The following is a 16,760-nucleotide window of genomic DNA, read 5'->3' as shown; positions in this document are numbered from 1 at the left end:
AGAATGGCAGTCACCACCAGCAAATTAATCGAGTGGAAACAGCAAAAACGCGCGATTGTCACCCTCACAGCTTGGGATTATCCGATCGCGCGACTGCTCGATCGAGCAGGAATTGATATTATCTTGGTAGGTGATTCCTTAGCTATGACCGCTTTGGGCTATCCTACCACTTTACCGATCACCCTAGAGGCGATGATTCACCATGCGGCGGCCGTGTCTCGTGGGGTAAAACAAGCTTTAGTTGTCTGTGATTTGCCTTTTCTCAGCTATCAGGAAAGTGTCAGTCAGGCAATTCACTCGGCGGGAAGGATGTTAAAGGAAGCGGGAGTGCAAGGGGTAAAATTAGAGGGAGGTTATCCCGCTATGATCGGGACGATTAGCCGTTTAACCGAGATAGGCATCCCTGTTATGGGTCATATCGGATTAACTCCCCAGTCAGTGCATCGTTTAGGATACCGTCAGCAGGGAAAAACCCCATCGGATGCACAAAGATTAATCGAGGAAGCTTTAGCCTTGGAGAAAGCGGGAGTATTTGCCCTGGTTTTGGAACATATTCCCGCCAATTTAGCCGCTACTATTACCGATAAATTGACTATCCCGACGATTGGTATCGGTGCGGGGGAGGATTGTGATGGTCAGGTATTAGTAACGGCGGATATCCTAGGATTAACCGAAAAAGCTCCCCCTTTTGCCAAAGTTTATGCCAATTTAAGCGAGACAATTACAAAAGCAGTGGTGGAATTTGCCAAGGATGTGAGGAGAAATGAATAGCGGCGAAAAAGCCACCTTTGGGGCCGGCTGTTTTTGGAAAACCGAGGACGCATTTCGGCGTTTATCGGGGGTTTTAGCGACTTCCGTGGGTTATATGGGGGGAAATTTCCCCAATCCTAGTTATCTCGATGTGTTATCGCGAATTACCGGTCATGCGGAAGTGGCACAAATTGCCTATAATCCCCAAGAGATAAGCTATGAGGCGTTATTAGCTGTTTTTTGGTCAATCCATGATCCGACTCAGTTAAATCGCCAAGGACCGGACCGGGGAGAACAATATCGATCGATTATTTTTTATCACACCCCGGAACAAAAGTTAATCGCCACTGCTTCCAAGGGTCAACTACAACTATCGGCAAAGTTTCAGCAAGATATCGTTACTTTGATCGAACCCGCAGGAGATTATTATCTGGCCGATCAGTCCCATCAACAGTATTTGGAGAAAAAACAGGCTCGATCGGTCGAGGATTTCCAGAAGAAAATATAAATACAGGTTCGGGGTATAATGTAAAATTGCTTTCGCAGGAGATCAGGAAAAATGCCCGAGGCGGTCGGAGTCATTCAAACACTGGGTTTTCCCCCCGTTTTAGCGGCGGCGGATGCCATGGTTAAAGGGGGACGAGTCACCCTAGTTTATTTCGATCTAGCGGAAAGGGGCGAATTTTTGGTGGCGATTCGCGGTCCGATTTCCGAGGTTAAACCAGCAGTAGAGGCAGGATTAGCGGCGGCGATGACCGCTTTTGGTGGTAATGTGGTCAGTCATTACATCGTACCGAATCCTCCAGAAAATGTACTGGCGGTTTTACCAGTGCAGCATACGCCTAAGTCAGACCGTTTTCGCAGTTAATTTCCCTAGCGATTTGCCCCAAACTAGACTATAGTTAAAGACTGGAAAATAGATTGGATTCTATCAATTAAACTTATCTGATTTTTGTTATTAGGAGTTAATTTATGACAGCCCAACCCGCGGTGGGATCGATCGAGACAAAAGGTTTCCCCGGTATTCTAGCGGCCGCCGATGCGATGGTAAAAGCAGGACGGATCACGATTGTTGGCTATTTAAGGGCAGGAAGCGCCCGTTTTACCCTCAATATTCGTGGGGATGTACAGGAGGTAAAAACCGCTATGGCTGCCGGCATTGAAGCCGTCAATAAAACCGAGGGGGCAGCTTTAGAAACCTGGGTAATTATTCCCCGTCCTCACGATAACGTGGTGGCTATTTTACCGATCGATTATAGCGAGGCAGTGGAACCTTTTCGCGCCGCCGCCGACGGTGCGAACGCTCCGATTCGTCGTTAATATTCAAGGTTAATTTTTGGTGATCGGTTGAAACTTGTCTAGTTCCAACTTAGTTTTTATTGACGTTCGCCCCTGCCTAAAGGCGAGGGCATTCTTCATTCAACGAGTTTCCGTAAGAGGGCAGCATTTCTCCAACTAACCAAGAGGTAATCTCTCCTCAAGCGTGAGTTGGCCGCTATAATCAGTTACGATCTGAGTAAAACCCCACTAGCTAGGATTTGATAGCTGCGATCGCTCTCTTTTCAGTAAGGCACTAGCGAGAAAAATGCCCAGTATTGCCAATACAGCCATAGCATAAAAAGCGTAAGTGTAAGTACCGAACCAGTCGCGAATTCTACCGGTTACTAAAGTGCCGATCAAAGCACCGACACCGTAGGCAGTAAAAACAATACCGTAATTTTGGGCGTAGTGGTCAGGATTAAAGAAGTGGAGAGTGGTAGCGGGAGCTAGGGCTAACCATCCCCCTAAACAAAACCAAAATAGACAAAAAGCCACTAGATAGCTAGTAACTGCCCCTTTTTCGGCCTTGACCATCAACAGACAACCAATCAAAATGAGTGTATAGGCCCCGATCGCTAAATAATGGGGTTTCCAGCGATCGCTCAGCCAACCGAACAAAGGACGACTAATACCATTAAACAAGGCAAATAGCGCAACACTACTAGCGGCTAACCCCGGCTCGATCTGGATAATTTCCTCAGCGACAGGACTAGAAATACCGATGGCACTCAAGCCAATTAAAGCACCAATAGCATAGCAAAGCCATAAGCCATAAAATGAGCGACTTTTCAGCATATTCACTGGATAATTGGCCAGAAAGTCGGATTTTCGATTAGCTAAATTGGCGGGAGGTTGCCAGTCCTGGGGGGGTAATTTCATGGCGAGGGCAATCATCACAATAATTATTGTAAAGATAATCCCCAAAAATCTTAAACTTGGTCTAACGCTATATTCATTGATCAATCGATTGGCTAAAGGTGCGGTAATCAGGGGAGAAAGGCCAAATCCGATGATAGTTAAACCCACCGCTAAACCTTTTTTGTCGGGAAACCAGCGTGCCACCACTGCCATGGGAACACCGTAAGCGATGCCGACTCCCGTGCCGGCAATAACTCCGTAGGTAAGAATAATTGTCTGAATCTGAGCGGCAAAACTAGCGAGAATATAGCCTAAACCGACGATAATTCCGCCGATAGCAGTCATCCTGCGAGTGCCTACCCGGGGGATAAAAAAACCAGCGATCGGCATAGAAGCGGCATAAAATACTAAAGCCACAGTGTAGGGTAATAGGCTTTCCGTGGCGCTGAGATTTAACTCTGTTTCTAGGGGTTTTCTAAAGATACTCCAAGAGTACACCGTCCCTAAACAGAGTAAAACGCCCATTCCTAGAGGTATTAATAACCATCTACCTTTGGCTGCGGGTAATCCCAAAACTGTCAACTCGGAATCATAATTACTGGTAGTCATAGATCGCCGTGACTCTTTCTAGACTTGTCTGGCCAGTATTCTAGATGAGGTCATGGCTAATGGGGCCAATTTTCTGGAAAATTTTCCGATTAAAATAAGGGGCGAATTATTTCGCCCCCCTTTAAAAGTCTGCCCCCCATCTATAGCGGAGGGACTTCTGAGGATTTTTAACTAAACTGCCGCGAAGTAAACTTTCGACTTCACAGGGTCGGGAACCATGGTAGCATCCCCTTCTTGCCAACCGGCGGGACAAACTTCATCCGGATGGGATTGGACGTATTGAATCGCTTTCAGAGTGCGGAGGGTTTCATCGACACTGCGACCAAAGGAAAGATTATTAATAGTAGCGTGTTGGATAACACCTTCTTTATCGATGATAAAGAGACCACGCAGGGATACCCCCGCATCAGGATCAAGAACATTGTAAGCGGTGCTGATTTCTTTTTTCAGATCCGACACCAACGGATAGGCCACATCACCGACACCACCAGATTTTCTCTCGGTTTGAATCCATGCTAGGTGAGCAAATTCGCTATCGACGGACACCCCTAAAATCTCGGTGTTGATACTGCTAAATTCGCTAACTCGATCGCTGAAAGCGGTAATTTCCGTGGGGCAAACAAAGGTAAAATCGAGGGGATAGAAGAATAAAACGACGTATTTACCCCGATAATCCGATAATTTGATGGTTTTGAACTCTTGATCGAAAACGGCGGTCGCGGTGAAATCCGGCGCCGCTTGTCCGACTCTTAAGCAACCTTCGGCGGTCATACTTTTAATCTCCTTAATCTAGTTTCTGGGAAAATGCAACTATTTTTACATTCCTTAACAACTATATCATAGTCATAACGATTTTGAGTAGTCAGCAATCAGTTATCAGTGGCCAGCGGGGAGATAGGGTGATGGGGTGATGGGGGTTAGGTGTTAGAGAGGTTTGATCGGGCGAGAGAAAAACAATTTACCCACTTTTCGCACTTCTTAACATTCAATAGCTACAATCATGGATTTTTATCAAGGTTAAGAATTGTATTTTTTTTTTCTCAGAAAAAATCAATTATTGAAAATGTTCTCAATAGTAGGTTCTACAATGAAGGTTTTTCGTCAAAACATCTTGGGGAATGTAAAAATATATAAAAGTATATGAAGATTTGCGGAATGTCGGATTTAATAAACTTCATAATGTTCACTTTTGCAGCCGAAATAATAATTTAAGGACAGCGAAAGAGATCGTCACCCGGGGAATTCAGCCCATTGTACAACTTAGTACAACTTTCTTGCCTCAACGCTCCGACCTGCTGCTGTCTGCTTTTACTTATAGTTGCAAAGGCTATGTCAATGTCATCAAGCACCGGTAAATATCTATCCTCATCCCAACGTCAGCAACTTCTCGAAATCTCAACAGAACCGAATATCTCTGATGTTGATCGCAAACGGATTCAAATCATTCTTTTCGCTGACGAGGGCAAATCCCAGAACGAGATCCGTAAGCTTCTCGATTGTACTGCCGCCACCGCTAGTAAATGGATACTGATCGCCGAGAGTGGCAAGATCGATCGCTGGCAAAAATACCGCCGCGGTCGCCCTTCAAAAGTTGATCAACCTTACCTCGATCGCCTGAAGGAACTGATTAGTAAATCCCCCCGGGATTTCGGCTATTCCTTTAAGCGATGGTCGGGAGTTTGGTTAGCGCGGCATCTAGAGAAAGAATTCGGGGTTGCACTCACCCCCACCCACATCAATCGCCTCCGCAAACAGCTACAGCCGCTCCGCATCGTCGATCTTTCTCCTTCAGCCAAAGCTTAAAACAACTATGCTCGATACTCACAGCCTCGTCAATCCCTGGCCGGAATTCCTGTCCGAAACCCAGTGGCGGAGTCTCCAGAAAACGGCGATCACCCTCTCTCCCGAAGCAGGTACACTGCCCCTACAGCCCGGATTATACCTAGTCGTTGGCGGCAAAGTTCGGATAGCGAACTCGCAGCAAAAAGAGATGATTGCGCTCAAAACCGGCGAATTTTTCGGGGAATTCTCCCTCTTTCCCCGATCGGGTTTTCTGCTCTTCGGCGTAGCTCAGAGACCACCCTACTCGGTTCGAGTCTCCGCAAAGGCGGAACTACTTCTTATCCCCGAGTCCGCCCTGAAGCCGATCCTGAAAAAACACCCCGCCCTGAAAAAAACATTACTACAACGGGCGCGGGAAATTGATCAACTTCTTGGGACGAAGACAGAAGAAACGGACAAAAAAAGCGATCGAGCCTATTTTCCCTCTCCAGCGCAGCGGTTAGGTCACTGGATCGGGCAATCCCTCCGCCGTTATCCCTTCTTCGAGCAACAGTCCGCCTCCGATTGCGGGGCGGCCGGTTTAGTCATGATCGCCCGTTATTGGGGCAAAAGAATCAGCGTCAACCGTTTGCGGGAAATGGCCAACGTCAACCGCGACGGGGCAACCCTGTCGGGACTGATCACCGCGGCGGAAAATATCGGCCTCTCCACCCGTCCGGTAAAAGCGACTCTAGAGGGATTAGGGAAACAGCCCCTACCGGCGGTCTCGCGTAGCGAGCGCGTTGCGACCGCTCACTGGGAAGGCAAACACTTCGTTGTGATCTGGAAAATTACCGCCAAACAGGTGATTATTGGCGATCCAGCGATCGGGCAATTAACCCTAAGTCGTGCCGAATTCGCCAGTAAATGGACGGGATTCACCCTGCTGCTCCAACCGAACCAGAAATTCCGGGACACGAAAGAGGATAAAACCTCTCTCTGGCAGTTTTATCGCTTACTGGAACCCCATTGGTTCGTACTGCTGGAAATTTTCGTCGCCTCGCTTTTTATCCAGATATTCGGCTTAATTACGCCGATTTTCACCCAGTTAATCCTCGATCGGGTAATCGTGCAGGGGTCCTTAACTACCCTTTGGGCGATGGGGATCGGTGCGCTAATTTTCGGGGTTTTTCGGGTGGCAATTACTGGTTTACGCGCCTATCTCCTCGATCACACCGCTAATCGCATCGATACGGCATTAATCACCGGTTTTATCCGCCATACCCTCAGCCTTCCCCTCGGTTATTTCGAGTCCCGCTATGTGGGCGATATTATTTCCCGCGTCGGGGAAAATCGCAAGATTCAGCGTTTTCTCTCTGGGGAAGCTCTCTCGATTTTACTTGACTTATTAACGGTTTTCGTGTATGTGGCGGTGATGTTCCGCTATAGCTGGCAATTAGCCCTCATCAGTTTAGCGATCGTGCCACCGTTCCTTCTGCTGGCGTTAATTTCTACCCCTTTTCTGCAGCGAATATCCCGGGATATTTTTCAGGCGATCGCTAAGGAAAGCAGTTACCTGATCGAGATTTTAACCGGTATTCGTACCGTCAAATCTACTGCCACAGAGCGATCGACCCGTTGGCACTGGGAAGACCTTTTCTCGGTGGAGGTCAAGAAAAATTTCTCTGGGCAGATCATTGGCAATAATCTCCAGATATTCAGTAATCTGATCGAATCTTTAGCGACGACGGGGTTACTCTGTTTCGGTGCCTATCTAGTGATTCAAAATCAATTATCGATCGGACAATTGATCGCCTTTAATATGCTTTTTGCCCAGATCATCGCGCCTTTTCAACGCTTAACCGTTCTCTGGACGCAATTTCAAGAAGTCAATATCGCCGTCGAGCGCATTAACGATGTACTAGACGCAAAGCCGGAGGAGAATTTAGAGGAACTTTCCCGTCAATTTCTCCCGGAATTACAGGGACATATTCGCTTTGAGAATGTCACCTTTCGCTACCACACCGACAGCGATCAGAATGTTTTAGAAAACCTCAGTTTTGAAATTTTACCCGGTCAAACCGTTGCCATCGTCGGTCGGAGCGGTTCGGGAAAAACCACGATCTCGAAATTACTGATCGGCCTCTATCCCCCCACCGATGGGAAGATATCGATCGACGGTTACGATCTGAGTACGATCGCCCTCAGTTCCCTCCGGCAACAGGTGGGAGTCGTCGATCAGGATACTTTTCTCTTCGGTTCCACGATTCGGGAAAATATCAGTTTAGGTCATCCCGATCACCCCCTAGAAAATGTGATCGAAGCGGCGAAATTAGCGGGAATTCATGAGTTTATTCAATCACTGCCCATGGGGTACGAAACTCAAATCGGCGAGGGTGGAGGGCTACTTTCCGGGGGACAGAGACAACGAATCGCCATCGCTCGATCGTTGATGGGAGAGCCGCGGTTATTAATCCTCGATGAAGCCACTTCCCACCTCGATACCGAATCGGAACGGATTATTCAAACAAATCTCCAGAAAATTCGGCAGAATCGCACGATGGTGATTATCGCCCATCGCCTCTCTACGGTGCGGAACGCAGATTGTATTCTCGTTCTCGATCGAGGGGTATTACTCGATAGTGGAACCCACGAAGAATTAATGGCCCGTCCCGGTATTTACCGTAATTTGAACTCTAATCAATTGAGTGAATAACTATGACCACCAATCTAGACAGAGAGCGCGATAACTGGTCTTTCCAGACCAAGGAATTGATCGATACTTTACCCCTACCCTGGACGCGTGGTTTACTCTATTTTCTGATTATTTTCGTCTCGATCATTCTCCCCTGGGCGATATTCTCAAAAGTCGATGAAACGGGTGTCGGACCAGGAAAACTGGAACCCCAAGGAGAAACAGTCAAAATCGATGCTATCGCGACGGGAAAAGTGGAAAAAATCTATGTCCGTGAAGGCCAAGAGGTGAAAGCAGGACAACCGATTTTAACCCTAGATTCCTCATTAATCGGCAAGGAAATACAACAAATTGAGGAGAAAATAGAAGGACAAAAAAGTCGTCTTTCCCAACAGAAACTTGTCAAAAGTCAGTTAGAGATTTCTTTAACCACCCAAAGCCAACAAAATCGCGCGGCAGCAGCGGAAAAAGAAGCCTCGATCGAACAAGCGCGGGAGAATGTGGACGCATTAATCAAGAAAGCGAAAATATCCCTAGAAGAACAACAGGCGCGGGTAAATCAAGCGAAAACCGCCCTCGCACAAAGTCAGACTGATTATCCGATTCTCAAAAGTCGTTATCAAACGGCTTTAAAAGAAGTCGATCGCTACCGAAAAGCGTGGGAGGATGGCGCGATATCGGAGGTGCAATTCATCGAGCGTGAGGACAATGCCAAGGAGCGCCAACAACTCTACGAGCGGGGAAAAGCGGAGGTAAAAGAAAATCAACATAAACTAGCGGAATTAGAAAGCAACCACCGTCAGACGAGTCAACAAACGAGCGCCGATATCGCCCAAGCGCGTCTGCAATTACAGGAGCGGCAGCGGGGTTATCAAAGTCTCCGCCATTCCAACGAGTTGGCACTCTTAAGGATACAGGAGCAGATTAACAATCTAGACACGGAGATCGGAACACTGGCATCGGAAATCGCCCAAAGCGAGAGCCAACGGCAAGCGCTCCAAATCCAACTAAGTCAGAGGGTTTTAAAGGCGAATACCGACGGCACAATCTTTTCATTACCGATTAAACGCGCGGGTGCGGTGGTGCAGTCGGGAACGCGGGTTGCGGAGATAGCACCGAAGGGATCGCGGTTTATTCTCAAGGCAGAAATGCCCACGGATCAAAGTCAATTTCTCCGCGCCGGTATGCCGATAAAAGTCAAGTTCGATGCCTATCCTTTTCAGGATTACGGCATTATCGGCGGCAAGATCACCAAGAAATCACCGACGGCGATCGAAAAGGAAACGCCCAACGGAAAAATTAACGTTTTCGAGCTAGAAATTCAACTCGATCGCTCCTGTATTCAAAAGGGAAATCAATGTATTCCCCTCAATCCGGGGGATACGGCTACCGCAGAAGCGATCGTCCGTCAGCGTCGGGTGATCGATTACATCCTCGATCCCTTTAAGGATCTGCAAAAAGATGGGTTAAAACTGTAGTTTTTTTCAGGAGTCATTATGTCCCATAGTATCACCATCAGCAATCAAGACCTTATCCAACAGCTTAAGCTATCGGGGAAAGTTCCCGAAATAGTCGAGGGAATTATCGGTCGGAAAATCATCACCGAAACCGCCACGGCAGCGGGGATTAAAAACACGACTGACGAGTTACAACAGGCGGCCGATCAATTCCGTCTCGCCAATGAATTACATAACGCCAAAGATACATGGAATTGGTTGGAAAAACAGGGCTTATCCCTAGATGATTTCGAGGAGATCGTTCAATTCAATTTACTATCGGGTAAATTAGCCGAACATCTTTTCGCAGACAAAATTGAATCCTATTTTGTGGAACACCAGCTAGATTATACTGGCGCGGTGATCTATGAGGTAGTGTTAGCAGATCAGGCGATGGCGGAGGAGTTGTATGAATCGATTCAGGAGGAGGAAATCAGCTTTCAGGAAGTAGCGCATCGCTATATCGAGGATGTGGAATTACGACGCAAGGGGGGTTATCGCGGTACTGTTTACCGTAAGGATTTACGACCGAATCTTTCGTCCGCAATTTTCGCATCGGATTCTTCTCGATTGTTGAAACCGCTGCAAGGCGATCGGGGTTTTCACCTGATTTTTGTCGAGGAAATCCTTAAACCAAAATTAACCGAGGAGTTGGCTCTGAAAATCGGTGTTGATTTGTTTAACGGCTGGGTAAAGGAGAAGATTCAAGAGATAGAATACGAGTTTAGTAATTAATCGTGAACGGGGTGGGCATTGCTCACCCCGCAAACATAGTAAGGGAAGATAAGAGTTATGGAATGTGTGATCTGTAAACACGGTACGACTCGATCGGGTTTTGTTACCGTTACTTTAGAGAGAGATAATTGTATCGTGATTTTAAAACAAGTCCCTGCGGATATCTGTCAGAATTGCGGGGAGTATTATCTAAGCGAGTCGGTCACTGCGGAAGTTTTACAGAAGGCTGATCGCCTATTTTGTAGGTTGGGTTGAAGCATGAAACCCAACATCATCCCCCTATTATTCTTCATGTTTTGTGTTGGGGTGCACTTCGTTTAACCCAACCTACGGATTATTTTACTATAAGATTAATACAATATGGATTAATAAAATACCAATAATCCGATTATTCTTGAGTGAGCTTATTCAGCATAAAAACCAACAAAGTGATTTTTAATACATACACTTTTAAAAATTACTGAATTTATTCATTAACAGAATTCCCAGTTAATTTAAAAAATAAATAACTCAATTAAGTTAGCTTGGTTGGTTCTCTTTGCTTCCAACAAGACAGGTTCAGAGTTTTTTGTACATAAATTACTTATTTTTGTTTCTTTAAATAGCTTGGAAGCCCGTTGTTTAATCGGTTTTGATGTAAGGATTCAGGCCATACAAAAAGCAGTCAAACTCATGCTGTGTAAGCATTTAGGCGAATTATGTCCAAATCCTCATTCTCATTCAGAAACCCTGAAAGCCTTAATTTTCGTGCTTATTGAGAATGAAACTGTTAGTTTAGCGAGTTCTGAGATTTTAGAAGCCGCTCTGTGACTGCATTTGAGGCACCTGAATCCTTACGTTTTGATGATGTTTTTGTAAAAAATAGTCTTTCAAAAAGAACATAAATAACTAAATTATGTTCTTTTTGTTCGATTTTGATAGTTGATCTGGTGTTGAAAAATTGTTATGGTTTTCTTGAATCAATAATTTGATTCATTCATTTAGCGAAAATTTGGAGAATACATCTCATGGCTAACATCAAAATCAACGAGATCAAAAACACGGTGACTAACGAAATTATCGAGCTTCGCACCGATGCCGTTAACGACAGTCCAGAAAGCATCACCGCTTTTAAAACTTTACGTCAAGTGGTAGGCGGTGCTGCTGCCAAATGGGTAGTCCGCTAACGACAGTCCAGAAAGCATCACCGCTTTTAAAACTTTGCGTCAAGTGGTAGGCGGTTGTTGTTGGTGCTATTATATGCAAATGTAACTGATTGATAAAATACAGAGATAAATCAGTATTTTATCTCTGTATTTCTCCTAGTTTCCACGGTAGTTCAGCCAAACAAGATACTCCGTTGACTATCGTGGAAATACCAACCAGATAAAGATCGCATTTCTTGAGAATATGTATGCTATTTTTAAACGATTTTCCGATCACTTGGAGCCATCGTCCTTATTTCGATCTTAGTCCCTATCAATCTGGAGCTTGGCATATTCAGGGAATTGACTATAGTTATCGAAATCTTGTCTCCGAAGTACGAGGTGTCGATACGTCATCTGTTACCCCGGTTGCTCTCGTTCACCCCGCTTCTTTTCGAGAGCAATTGATTCGAGAGACCAGTCTTTTTCAATACCCAATTAACGATCCTCTCACCCTCCCCGATGAGTTGAGAACCGAACGTTGGAGAGTTCTTTGCGAGCATTTAGAGCATTATCGTGAGCTTTCACCCGCTACTCAACTGAAAACAATTAATTTATTATCGAGTTTATGCTTTCATGAAGCGATTATTCGCTATATTCCCGCAATTACTGATGAAAACATTGGCAGAGACCCCACGTTCGCTAGATTAGCTTACAGCCTGGCGATGTCTAAAATCCTTTGTCAAGAAGATATCGGTACATCAGAAAACCTGGAAGATTTTCAACGAATCGTTCAATACGCTTCTAAAGAAAGCCTGGTGGTTTTCGGGGCAGCCGTAGAATTAATCGTTTTGCAGGCTACTGCCTTTCGAGATATAGCCGCAGTCGCCTATTGGCGAGAAGTAGCCAAGGAGGCACTCTCTCACTTCGAACCTTCCCTCGATCGTTTCGATTTTAAACATTTAACCAGTGCTTTCCAGCGTGCGGCTGTTTTCGCTCCACTTCTGCGGGGTGAGCGAGAAACGGTTGTCCGTGAAATGGATCTCTGTCAATCCCTAGCGGAAGAACTAACTCGCGAGTGTAAAAACGAGAGCGAACGACTTTCCGCCTACGACAATCTAATAACGGTTTTCGAGAGCCGAACAAAAGAAGCTCTCTGGTTAGGCGATATTGATCTCGCCGAAGAGAGAGCGAAGAAAATGGTGGCGATGGAACCTCTTTACTCTCGTTATCGCCTGAAACTGGGGGAAATTTTACTAAAACAAAATAAATTTGAAGAAGCGGCGAAAATCTATCGTTCTGCTACTAGACTCGGCCCACCTGGAATGGCGATCGCTTGGTTTATGGCTGGCCAATGTCACGAACGATTAGGAGAGATAGACATCGCCTGTGATTGCTATCTAGCTTCCCTACAGATGGATGAATTGGGGATCTCCGCCGTGGAGAAAATTAACAAATTGGCCCCCCGGCTAGGTAACTCGATGCTGACCGATTGGAGTACCATGCGTCTAGAACAATTACTCGAACAACAGGGAGGTATGGTCTCTAAAACGAAAACTTCCTATATTCCTGAAGCCGCTTCTGCACTGAAATTAGCGGGTGAACGCGAACTCTCTCAAATTTAACTCAAGGCGATCGAGGAATTCGGGAAAGATTCTACCTCGATCGCCCCGCAGCCGGAATTCCCTTAGAAGAATTTCTAACCCCTCACTGAATCGCCTGTTTTAAACTGCGGCAGAATTCTTCGAGGGATTTTAACCCATCGCTGGGGGAATTATCGGCCAGACGTTTAACCATGGCACTGCCGACAATTACCGCATCAGCACCCCAGTTTTTCACCTGTAGTGCCTGTGTCGGGTCAGAAATGCCAAATCCTACCCCCACGGGTTTATCGGTGACAGAACGGATAGAATCGAGCAATTCCTCCACTCTGGTGGCCACTTGGTTACGCATTCCCGTCACTCCCGTGACACTAACCAAATAAATAAAACCTTGGGATTGCAGGGCGATCGCTTGTATTCGTTCCGGGGGACTGGTAGGCGCTACCAATAAAATCACTTCAATTCCCTTAGCGGCAGCCGGTTGCAGCAGACTTGCCGCTTCCTCTAGGGGTAAATCGGGAACCACCAAACCACTCACCCCGGCTGCTTTTATTTGGTCTAAAAAGACATCTATCCCGCGATGATAGATGGGATTATAGTAAGTAAAGAGAATAATGGGAGCTTTCACCTCTCCCTGAGCATTTTTGACGATTTCTAGCACATCTTCCAACTTGACACCCCGATTTAAAGCGCGGGTGGCTGCCGCTTGAATAACCGGACCATCCGCAAGAGGATCGGAATAGGGAACCCCCAACTCGATCAGATCGGCCCCTGCCCGGTCTAAAATGCGTAAAGCTTGGGCAGTAGTGGACAAATCGGGATCACCAGCAGTAATAAAGGGAATTAAGGCACAATTCCCCTGGGAACGGAGAGAACGAAAACACTCGGAAACAGCAGTCATCGAAAATTACTGGAGACATAAAGCACCGTCTATTATCTCATGGTGGGGAATAGCTCGTAGCCGGTCGCCGCAAGCTCAGGTAAAGAATTTTTCGAGTAATACTTAAGGAATATTGACAAAATGGCGATCGAGGTTAGAATAGGCTCAGTCTGACAGTTTTAAAAAAATTTCTTGGATAATAAGGGTTTTCATTCCGCTTTTTCCAGTACACAATAGAACTACTGCCCGATCGGGTTTCGTATAATCAAACACCATATTATATCTATGTTTTCCATTTACATTCTCACTCATAACGAAGAAATTGATATTGCCGCCTGTGTGGAATCGGCACTTCTATCCGATGATGTGATTGTGGTTGACTCCTACAGTAGCGATCGCACAGTAGAGATTGCTTCTCGTTATCCAGTGCGCGTGATTCAGCATCAATTCGAGAGTCATGGTAAACAAAGAACTTGGATGTTAGAAAATATCGAGACTAAATACGATTGGGTTTATATTCTCGAAGCAGATGAAAGGATGACACCCCAACTCTACGCAGAATGTCTCCGTGCCACGCAACAACAGGAATTTACTGGTTTTTATGTGGCCGAAAGAGTTATGTTTATGGGAACTTGGATCCGTCGCAGCACCCAGTATCCCCGTTATCAAATGCGTCTATTTAGAAAAGATCAAGTCTGGTTTAGCGATTATGGTCACACGGAAAGGGAAGAATGTCGGGGAAAAACCTCTTTTTTACAAGAAACCTATCCCCACTATACCTGTAGTAAAGGTTTAAGTCGTTGGATTGAAAAACATAATCGTTACTCTACCGATGAAGCGGCAGAAACCCTGCATCAGTTGGCTAACGGTGGTGTTAGTTGGAAAAATTTATTTTTTGGTGAAACCGAAGTAGATAGACGGAGAGCTTTAAAAGATTTATCTCTACGATTGCCTTTTCGTCCCCTGCTTCGTTGGTTTTATATGTATTTTATCTTGGCAGGAATTCTCGATGGTAAAGCTGGTTTTGCTTGGTGTACTCTGCAAGCTTTTTATGAGTATTTGATCCTCTTAAAAGTAGCGGAAATGAAACAGGGTTTACCCACTCCCCCCGAAGTGAGAAATCCTTTTCATCCCCCGCAAAATGGTGACAATAGTAATTCCCATAGGCCCGATTTCGTCTCCCTAAAAGGAAAAGCCGATTAACATTCAACCATTATTAATCAGTCAGCAATCACCTAACAACAACCTAGAGACAAAAAACAATCCCGATCTATGTATTGGTAATTTTAGTACAAATGCTGAGACTCTCTCTCCCCTCTCCCTTCTCCCCACTTCATAATTCATCTCAAGCTGTACTGTATTTAAACTTCGTATTAGCATTTTAGTACAAATGCTCAAACTCCCTCTCCCATCTCCCCACTTCCCTGATTAATAACGGATGCGAGGATCAATGTAAGCATTGATTAAATCGATAAAAATACTGGCAAAAACCACTATTGTCGCAAAAAAAGCCATTAATCCCTGCACTGTTGGGTAATCCCGCAGAGAAATCGCCCTATATAACTGATTTCCCAAACCTGGCCAGGAAAAAGTAACTTCCGTCAAGACTGCACCACCTAAAAGAGCCGCAAAAGTTAATCCTAAGACAGTAATTGCGGGTATTAGAGCATTTTTCAGCGCATGGGCGATCATAATCGTTTTTTCTGGTATTCCTCTCGCTTTTGCCGCATCTACATAGTCCGCTTGCAAAGTTTGTTTCAGATTAACTCGCACCATCCGTTCAAAAATTCCACTCAAGAGAATGCCGAGAGTAAAACTAGGTAAGGCTAGATAATACAAAGCTGTGGGCAACTTATCTAGTTGTAGAGTCATCAGACTATCAAGGGTGTATAAACCCGTAATTGTCTGGGGTGGAGTTTCACTCAAAGGAAAACGAGTCCCCAAGGGAAACCAGCGCAACTGTACCGCAAAAATTAGCTGTAAGAGCATTCCCACCCAAAAAATCGGCAAGGAATAGGTTATCAGTCCAAATAAACGTCCCCCCGCATCTAAGGGTGTATTCGGACGGGAAGCGGTAATAATTCCCAATCCGACTCCCACTATCACCGCAATTAGCATTCCATAAAAAGTTAGTTCCACCGTCGCTGGAAAATGTTTAGCGATAATCTCCCACACAGTCACCCCTTTACTGGTTAAAGAGTCTCCTAAATTGAGACGCATTAGGTGAAAAATATAGTCTAGGTACTGGAAAAATAGGGGTTTATTCAGTCCTAATTGTTCTCTTAGGGCATTTTTGGCACTTTCAGGGGCGCGGTTGCCTAAAATCGCATCCGTGGGATCACCGGGGGCAACACGCATCAGTAGAAAAACCACCGTCACGATCGTCCATAACATCAAGGGAGCTAGGAGTAAACGCACCAGTAAATAGGATTGTAAAGCAGCGCGGCGAGACATGAGGGCTTTCCGATCAGAAAATACATTCTCAAGGAACCATACCCCAAAAAGGACCGAGCGATCGAGAGGTACTGAATAAAAAATTAAATTGAGAAAAACATTTAGTACAAATAAACTAATATATCCGCACCGCCAGTTCTAATCAAGGGACTAGCAAAAAAGACCAAAAGCCGAAAGGCTTACGTAGCAAGGGATAGAAAAAAGATCAAAAAATTTTGCCAAAAGGGGTTGACAAACTTAGGGAAGTTAGATACATTGGTAAATGCGCGGTTGAAGCAAAGCGAAAGCGAAGCGAAACAAACGACGCTGGAACCTAGACAAAACAATAGTTTGAAAGCCAAGCAAAACAGCCTCGTTTAGAAGCAATTCTATAACAAAGAAGTCAAACCCGCAAGGGGGAGACGAAAAAAAGTCAAAGAATCAAACGATTCATCATGGAGAGTTTGATCCTGGCTCAGGATGAACGCTGGCGGCGTG

The 16,760-nt window shown here is 45.5% G+C and carries 17 protein-coding genes and 1 rRNA gene (1 of these 18 cut by a window edge); 14 read left to right on the top strand and 4 right to left on the bottom strand.

What is annotated here, in order from left to right:
• Positions 1-3 precede the first annotated feature (3 nt).
• The 4 genes from panB to RAM70_RS09765 all read left to right on the top strand — a co-directional run bounded on the left by panB (position 4) and on the right by RAM70_RS09765 (position 2,070).
• Positions 4-771, top strand: a complete 768-nt coding sequence (gene panB, locus RAM70_RS09780) for a 3-methyl-2-oxobutanoate hydroxymethyltransferase (protein ID WP_045358573.1) — start codon at positions 4-6, stop codon at positions 769-771.
• Entirely contained in the window at positions 764-1,258 is a 495-nt protein-coding gene (msrA, locus tag RAM70_RS09775; RefSeq protein ID WP_045358574.1) for a peptide-methionine (S)-S-oxide reductase MsrA, read from the top strand. Before panB ends, msrA begins: the two co-directional genes overlap by 8 nt.
• Positions 1,259-1,309: 51 nt before the next feature.
• Complete coding sequence (locus RAM70_RS09770) at positions 1,310-1,618, top strand: carbon dioxide-concentrating mechanism protein CcmK (RefSeq protein ID WP_002732196.1); 309 nt, start codon at positions 1,310-1,312, stop codon at positions 1,616-1,618.
• A gap of 104 nt (positions 1,619-1,722) precedes the next feature.
• Positions 1,723-2,070, top strand: a complete 348-nt coding sequence (locus RAM70_RS09765; protein WP_045358575.1) for a carbon dioxide-concentrating mechanism protein CcmK — start codon at positions 1,723-1,725, stop codon at positions 2,068-2,070.
• A gap of 207 nt (positions 2,071-2,277) precedes the next feature.
• Here the strand turns inward: RAM70_RS09765 and RAM70_RS09760 are convergent, their stop codons facing one another.
• Both RAM70_RS09760 and RAM70_RS09755 read right to left on the bottom strand, forming a co-directional pair.
• Positions 2,278-3,537 (bottom strand): L-lactate MFS transporter, encoded by a 1,260-nt coding sequence (locus tag RAM70_RS09760; RefSeq protein WP_288001425.1) that lies wholly within the window; start codon positions 3,535-3,537, stop codon positions 2,278-2,280.
• 171 nt (positions 3,538-3,708) lie between these two features.
• Entirely contained in the window at positions 3,709-4,308 is a 600-nt protein-coding gene (locus RAM70_RS09755; RefSeq protein WP_002752469.1) for a peroxiredoxin, read from the bottom strand.
• Positions 4,309-4,872: 564 nt separating this feature from the next.
• Between RAM70_RS09755 and RAM70_RS09750 the strand changes: the two genes are divergently transcribed.
• From RAM70_RS09750 to RAM70_RS09715, 8 genes are all read left to right on the top strand, one after another.
• Positions 4,873-5,340 carry a helix-turn-helix domain-containing protein gene (locus RAM70_RS09750; protein WP_287694062.1) on the top strand — a complete coding sequence of 156 codons (468 nt, stop codon included), beginning with the start codon at positions 4,873-4,875 and terminating at the stop codon, positions 5,338-5,340.
• 7 nt (positions 5,341-5,347) lie between these two features.
• Positions 5,348-8,014, top strand: a complete 2,667-nt coding sequence (locus RAM70_RS09745) for an ABC transporter transmembrane domain-containing protein (RefSeq protein ID WP_312673497.1) — start codon at positions 5,348-5,350, stop codon at positions 8,012-8,014.
• A gap of 2 nt (positions 8,015-8,016) precedes the next feature.
• A complete protein-coding gene (locus tag RAM70_RS09740) occupies positions 8,017-9,471 on the top strand; it encodes a beta-barrel domain-containing protein (RefSeq protein ID WP_312673495.1) in 1,455 nt (484 codons plus the stop codon).
• A gap of 18 nt (positions 9,472-9,489) precedes the next feature.
• Positions 9,490-10,224 (top strand): peptidylprolyl isomerase, encoded by a 735-nt coding sequence (locus RAM70_RS09735; protein ID WP_108936445.1) that lies wholly within the window; start codon positions 9,490-9,492, stop codon positions 10,222-10,224.
• 57 nt (positions 10,225-10,281) lie between these two features.
• On the top strand, positions 10,282-10,479 hold the full coding sequence (locus tag RAM70_RS09730) for a type II toxin-antitoxin system MqsA family antitoxin (RefSeq protein WP_069475497.1): 198 nt from the start codon (positions 10,282-10,284) through the stop codon (positions 10,477-10,479).
• 273 nt (positions 10,480-10,752) lie between these two features.
• On the top strand, positions 10,753-11,034 hold the full coding sequence (locus RAM70_RS09725) for a hypothetical protein (protein ID WP_190381887.1): 282 nt from the start codon (positions 10,753-10,755) through the stop codon (positions 11,032-11,034).
• 197 nt (positions 11,035-11,231) lie between these two features.
• Positions 11,232-11,390, top strand: coding sequence for a hypothetical protein (locus RAM70_RS09720; RefSeq protein ID WP_190381886.1), 159 nt, complete (start codon positions 11,232-11,234; stop codon positions 11,388-11,390).
• A 227-nt stretch (positions 11,391-11,617) separates the two neighbouring features.
• A complete protein-coding gene (locus tag RAM70_RS09715; RefSeq protein ID WP_312673489.1) occupies positions 11,618-12,973 on the top strand; it encodes a tetratricopeptide repeat protein in 1,356 nt (451 codons plus the stop codon).
• Positions 12,974-13,055: 82 nt separating this feature from the next.
• Here RAM70_RS09715 and trpA read toward each other — a convergent pair whose 3' ends face one another.
• Positions 13,056-13,850 (bottom strand): tryptophan synthase subunit alpha, encoded by a 795-nt coding sequence (gene trpA, locus RAM70_RS09710; protein WP_149976193.1) that lies wholly within the window; start codon positions 13,848-13,850, stop codon positions 13,056-13,058.
• Positions 13,851-14,114: 264 nt separating this feature from the next.
• On the opposite strand from trpA, the gene RAM70_RS09705 reads away from it, so the two are divergent.
• Positions 14,115-15,032, top strand: coding sequence for a glycosyltransferase family 2 protein (locus RAM70_RS09705; RefSeq protein ID WP_288001438.1), 918 nt, complete (start codon positions 14,115-14,117; stop codon positions 15,030-15,032).
• Positions 15,033-15,257: 225 nt separating this feature from the next.
• Here RAM70_RS09705 and RAM70_RS09700 read toward each other — a convergent pair whose 3' ends face one another.
• Entirely contained in the window at positions 15,258-16,283 is a 1,026-nt protein-coding gene (locus tag RAM70_RS09700; RefSeq protein WP_045358591.1) for an ABC transporter permease, read from the bottom strand.
• Between the two features lie 431 nt (positions 16,284-16,714).
• Between RAM70_RS09700 and RAM70_RS09695 the strand changes: the two genes are divergently transcribed.
• Positions 16,715-16,760, top strand: a 16S ribosomal RNA gene (locus RAM70_RS09695); it runs 1,443 nt beyond the window's last position.

It is taken from the genome of Microcystis wesenbergii NRERC-220, from assembly GCF_032027425.1.
Classification (GTDB): Bacteria; Cyanobacteriota; Cyanobacteriia; order Cyanobacteriales; family Microcystaceae; genus Microcystis; species Microcystis wesenbergii_A.
The sequence above is the reverse complement of the archived record's forward strand: the minus strand, read 5'-3'. Positions and strand labels throughout refer to the sequence as shown.

Coding starts and splice junctions, on each gene's coding strand:
- trpA (WP_149976193.1), bottom strand. CDS start 13,850: ATGACTGCTGTTTCCGAGTGTTTTCGTTCTCTCCGTTCCCAGGGGAAT.
- RAM70_RS09700 (WP_045358591.1), bottom strand. CDS start 16,283: ATGTCTCGCCGCGCTGCTTTACAATCCTATTTACTGGTGCGTTTACTC.
- RAM70_RS09750 (WP_287694062.1), top strand. CDS start 4,873: ATGTCATCAAGCACCGGTAAATATCTATCCTCATCCCAACGTCAGCAA.
- RAM70_RS09720 (WP_190381886.1), top strand. CDS start 11,232: ATGGCTAACATCAAAATCAACGAGATCAAAAACACGGTGACTAACGAA.
- RAM70_RS09765 (WP_045358575.1), top strand. CDS start 1,723: ATGACAGCCCAACCCGCGGTGGGATCGATCGAGACAAAAGGTTTCCCC.
- RAM70_RS09770 (WP_002732196.1), top strand. CDS start 1,310: ATGCCCGAGGCGGTCGGAGTCATTCAAACACTGGGTTTTCCCCCCGTT.
- RAM70_RS09755 (WP_002752469.1), bottom strand. CDS start 4,308: ATGACCGCCGAAGGTTGCTTAAGAGTCGGACAAGCGGCGCCGGATTTC.
- RAM70_RS09760 (WP_288001425.1), bottom strand. CDS start 3,537: ATGACTACCAGTAATTATGATTCCGAGTTGACAGTTTTGGGATTACCC.
- RAM70_RS09715 (WP_312673489.1), top strand. CDS start 11,618: ATGCTATTTTTAAACGATTTTCCGATCACTTGGAGCCATCGTCCTTAT.
- RAM70_RS09735 (WP_108936445.1), top strand. CDS start 9,490: ATGTCCCATAGTATCACCATCAGCAATCAAGACCTTATCCAACAGCTT.
- panB (WP_045358573.1), top strand. CDS start 4: ATGGCAGTCACCACCAGCAAATTAATCGAGTGGAAACAGCAAAAACGC.
- RAM70_RS09745 (WP_312673497.1), top strand. CDS start 5,348: ATGCTCGATACTCACAGCCTCGTCAATCCCTGGCCGGAATTCCTGTCC.
- RAM70_RS09740 (WP_312673495.1), top strand. CDS start 8,017: ATGACCACCAATCTAGACAGAGAGCGCGATAACTGGTCTTTCCAGACC.
- msrA (WP_045358574.1), top strand. CDS start 764: ATGAATAGCGGCGAAAAAGCCACCTTTGGGGCCGGCTGTTTTTGGAAA.
- RAM70_RS09730 (WP_069475497.1), top strand. CDS start 10,282: ATGGAATGTGTGATCTGTAAACACGGTACGACTCGATCGGGTTTTGTT.
- RAM70_RS09705 (WP_288001438.1), top strand. CDS start 14,115: ATGTTTTCCATTTACATTCTCACTCATAACGAAGAAATTGATATTGCC.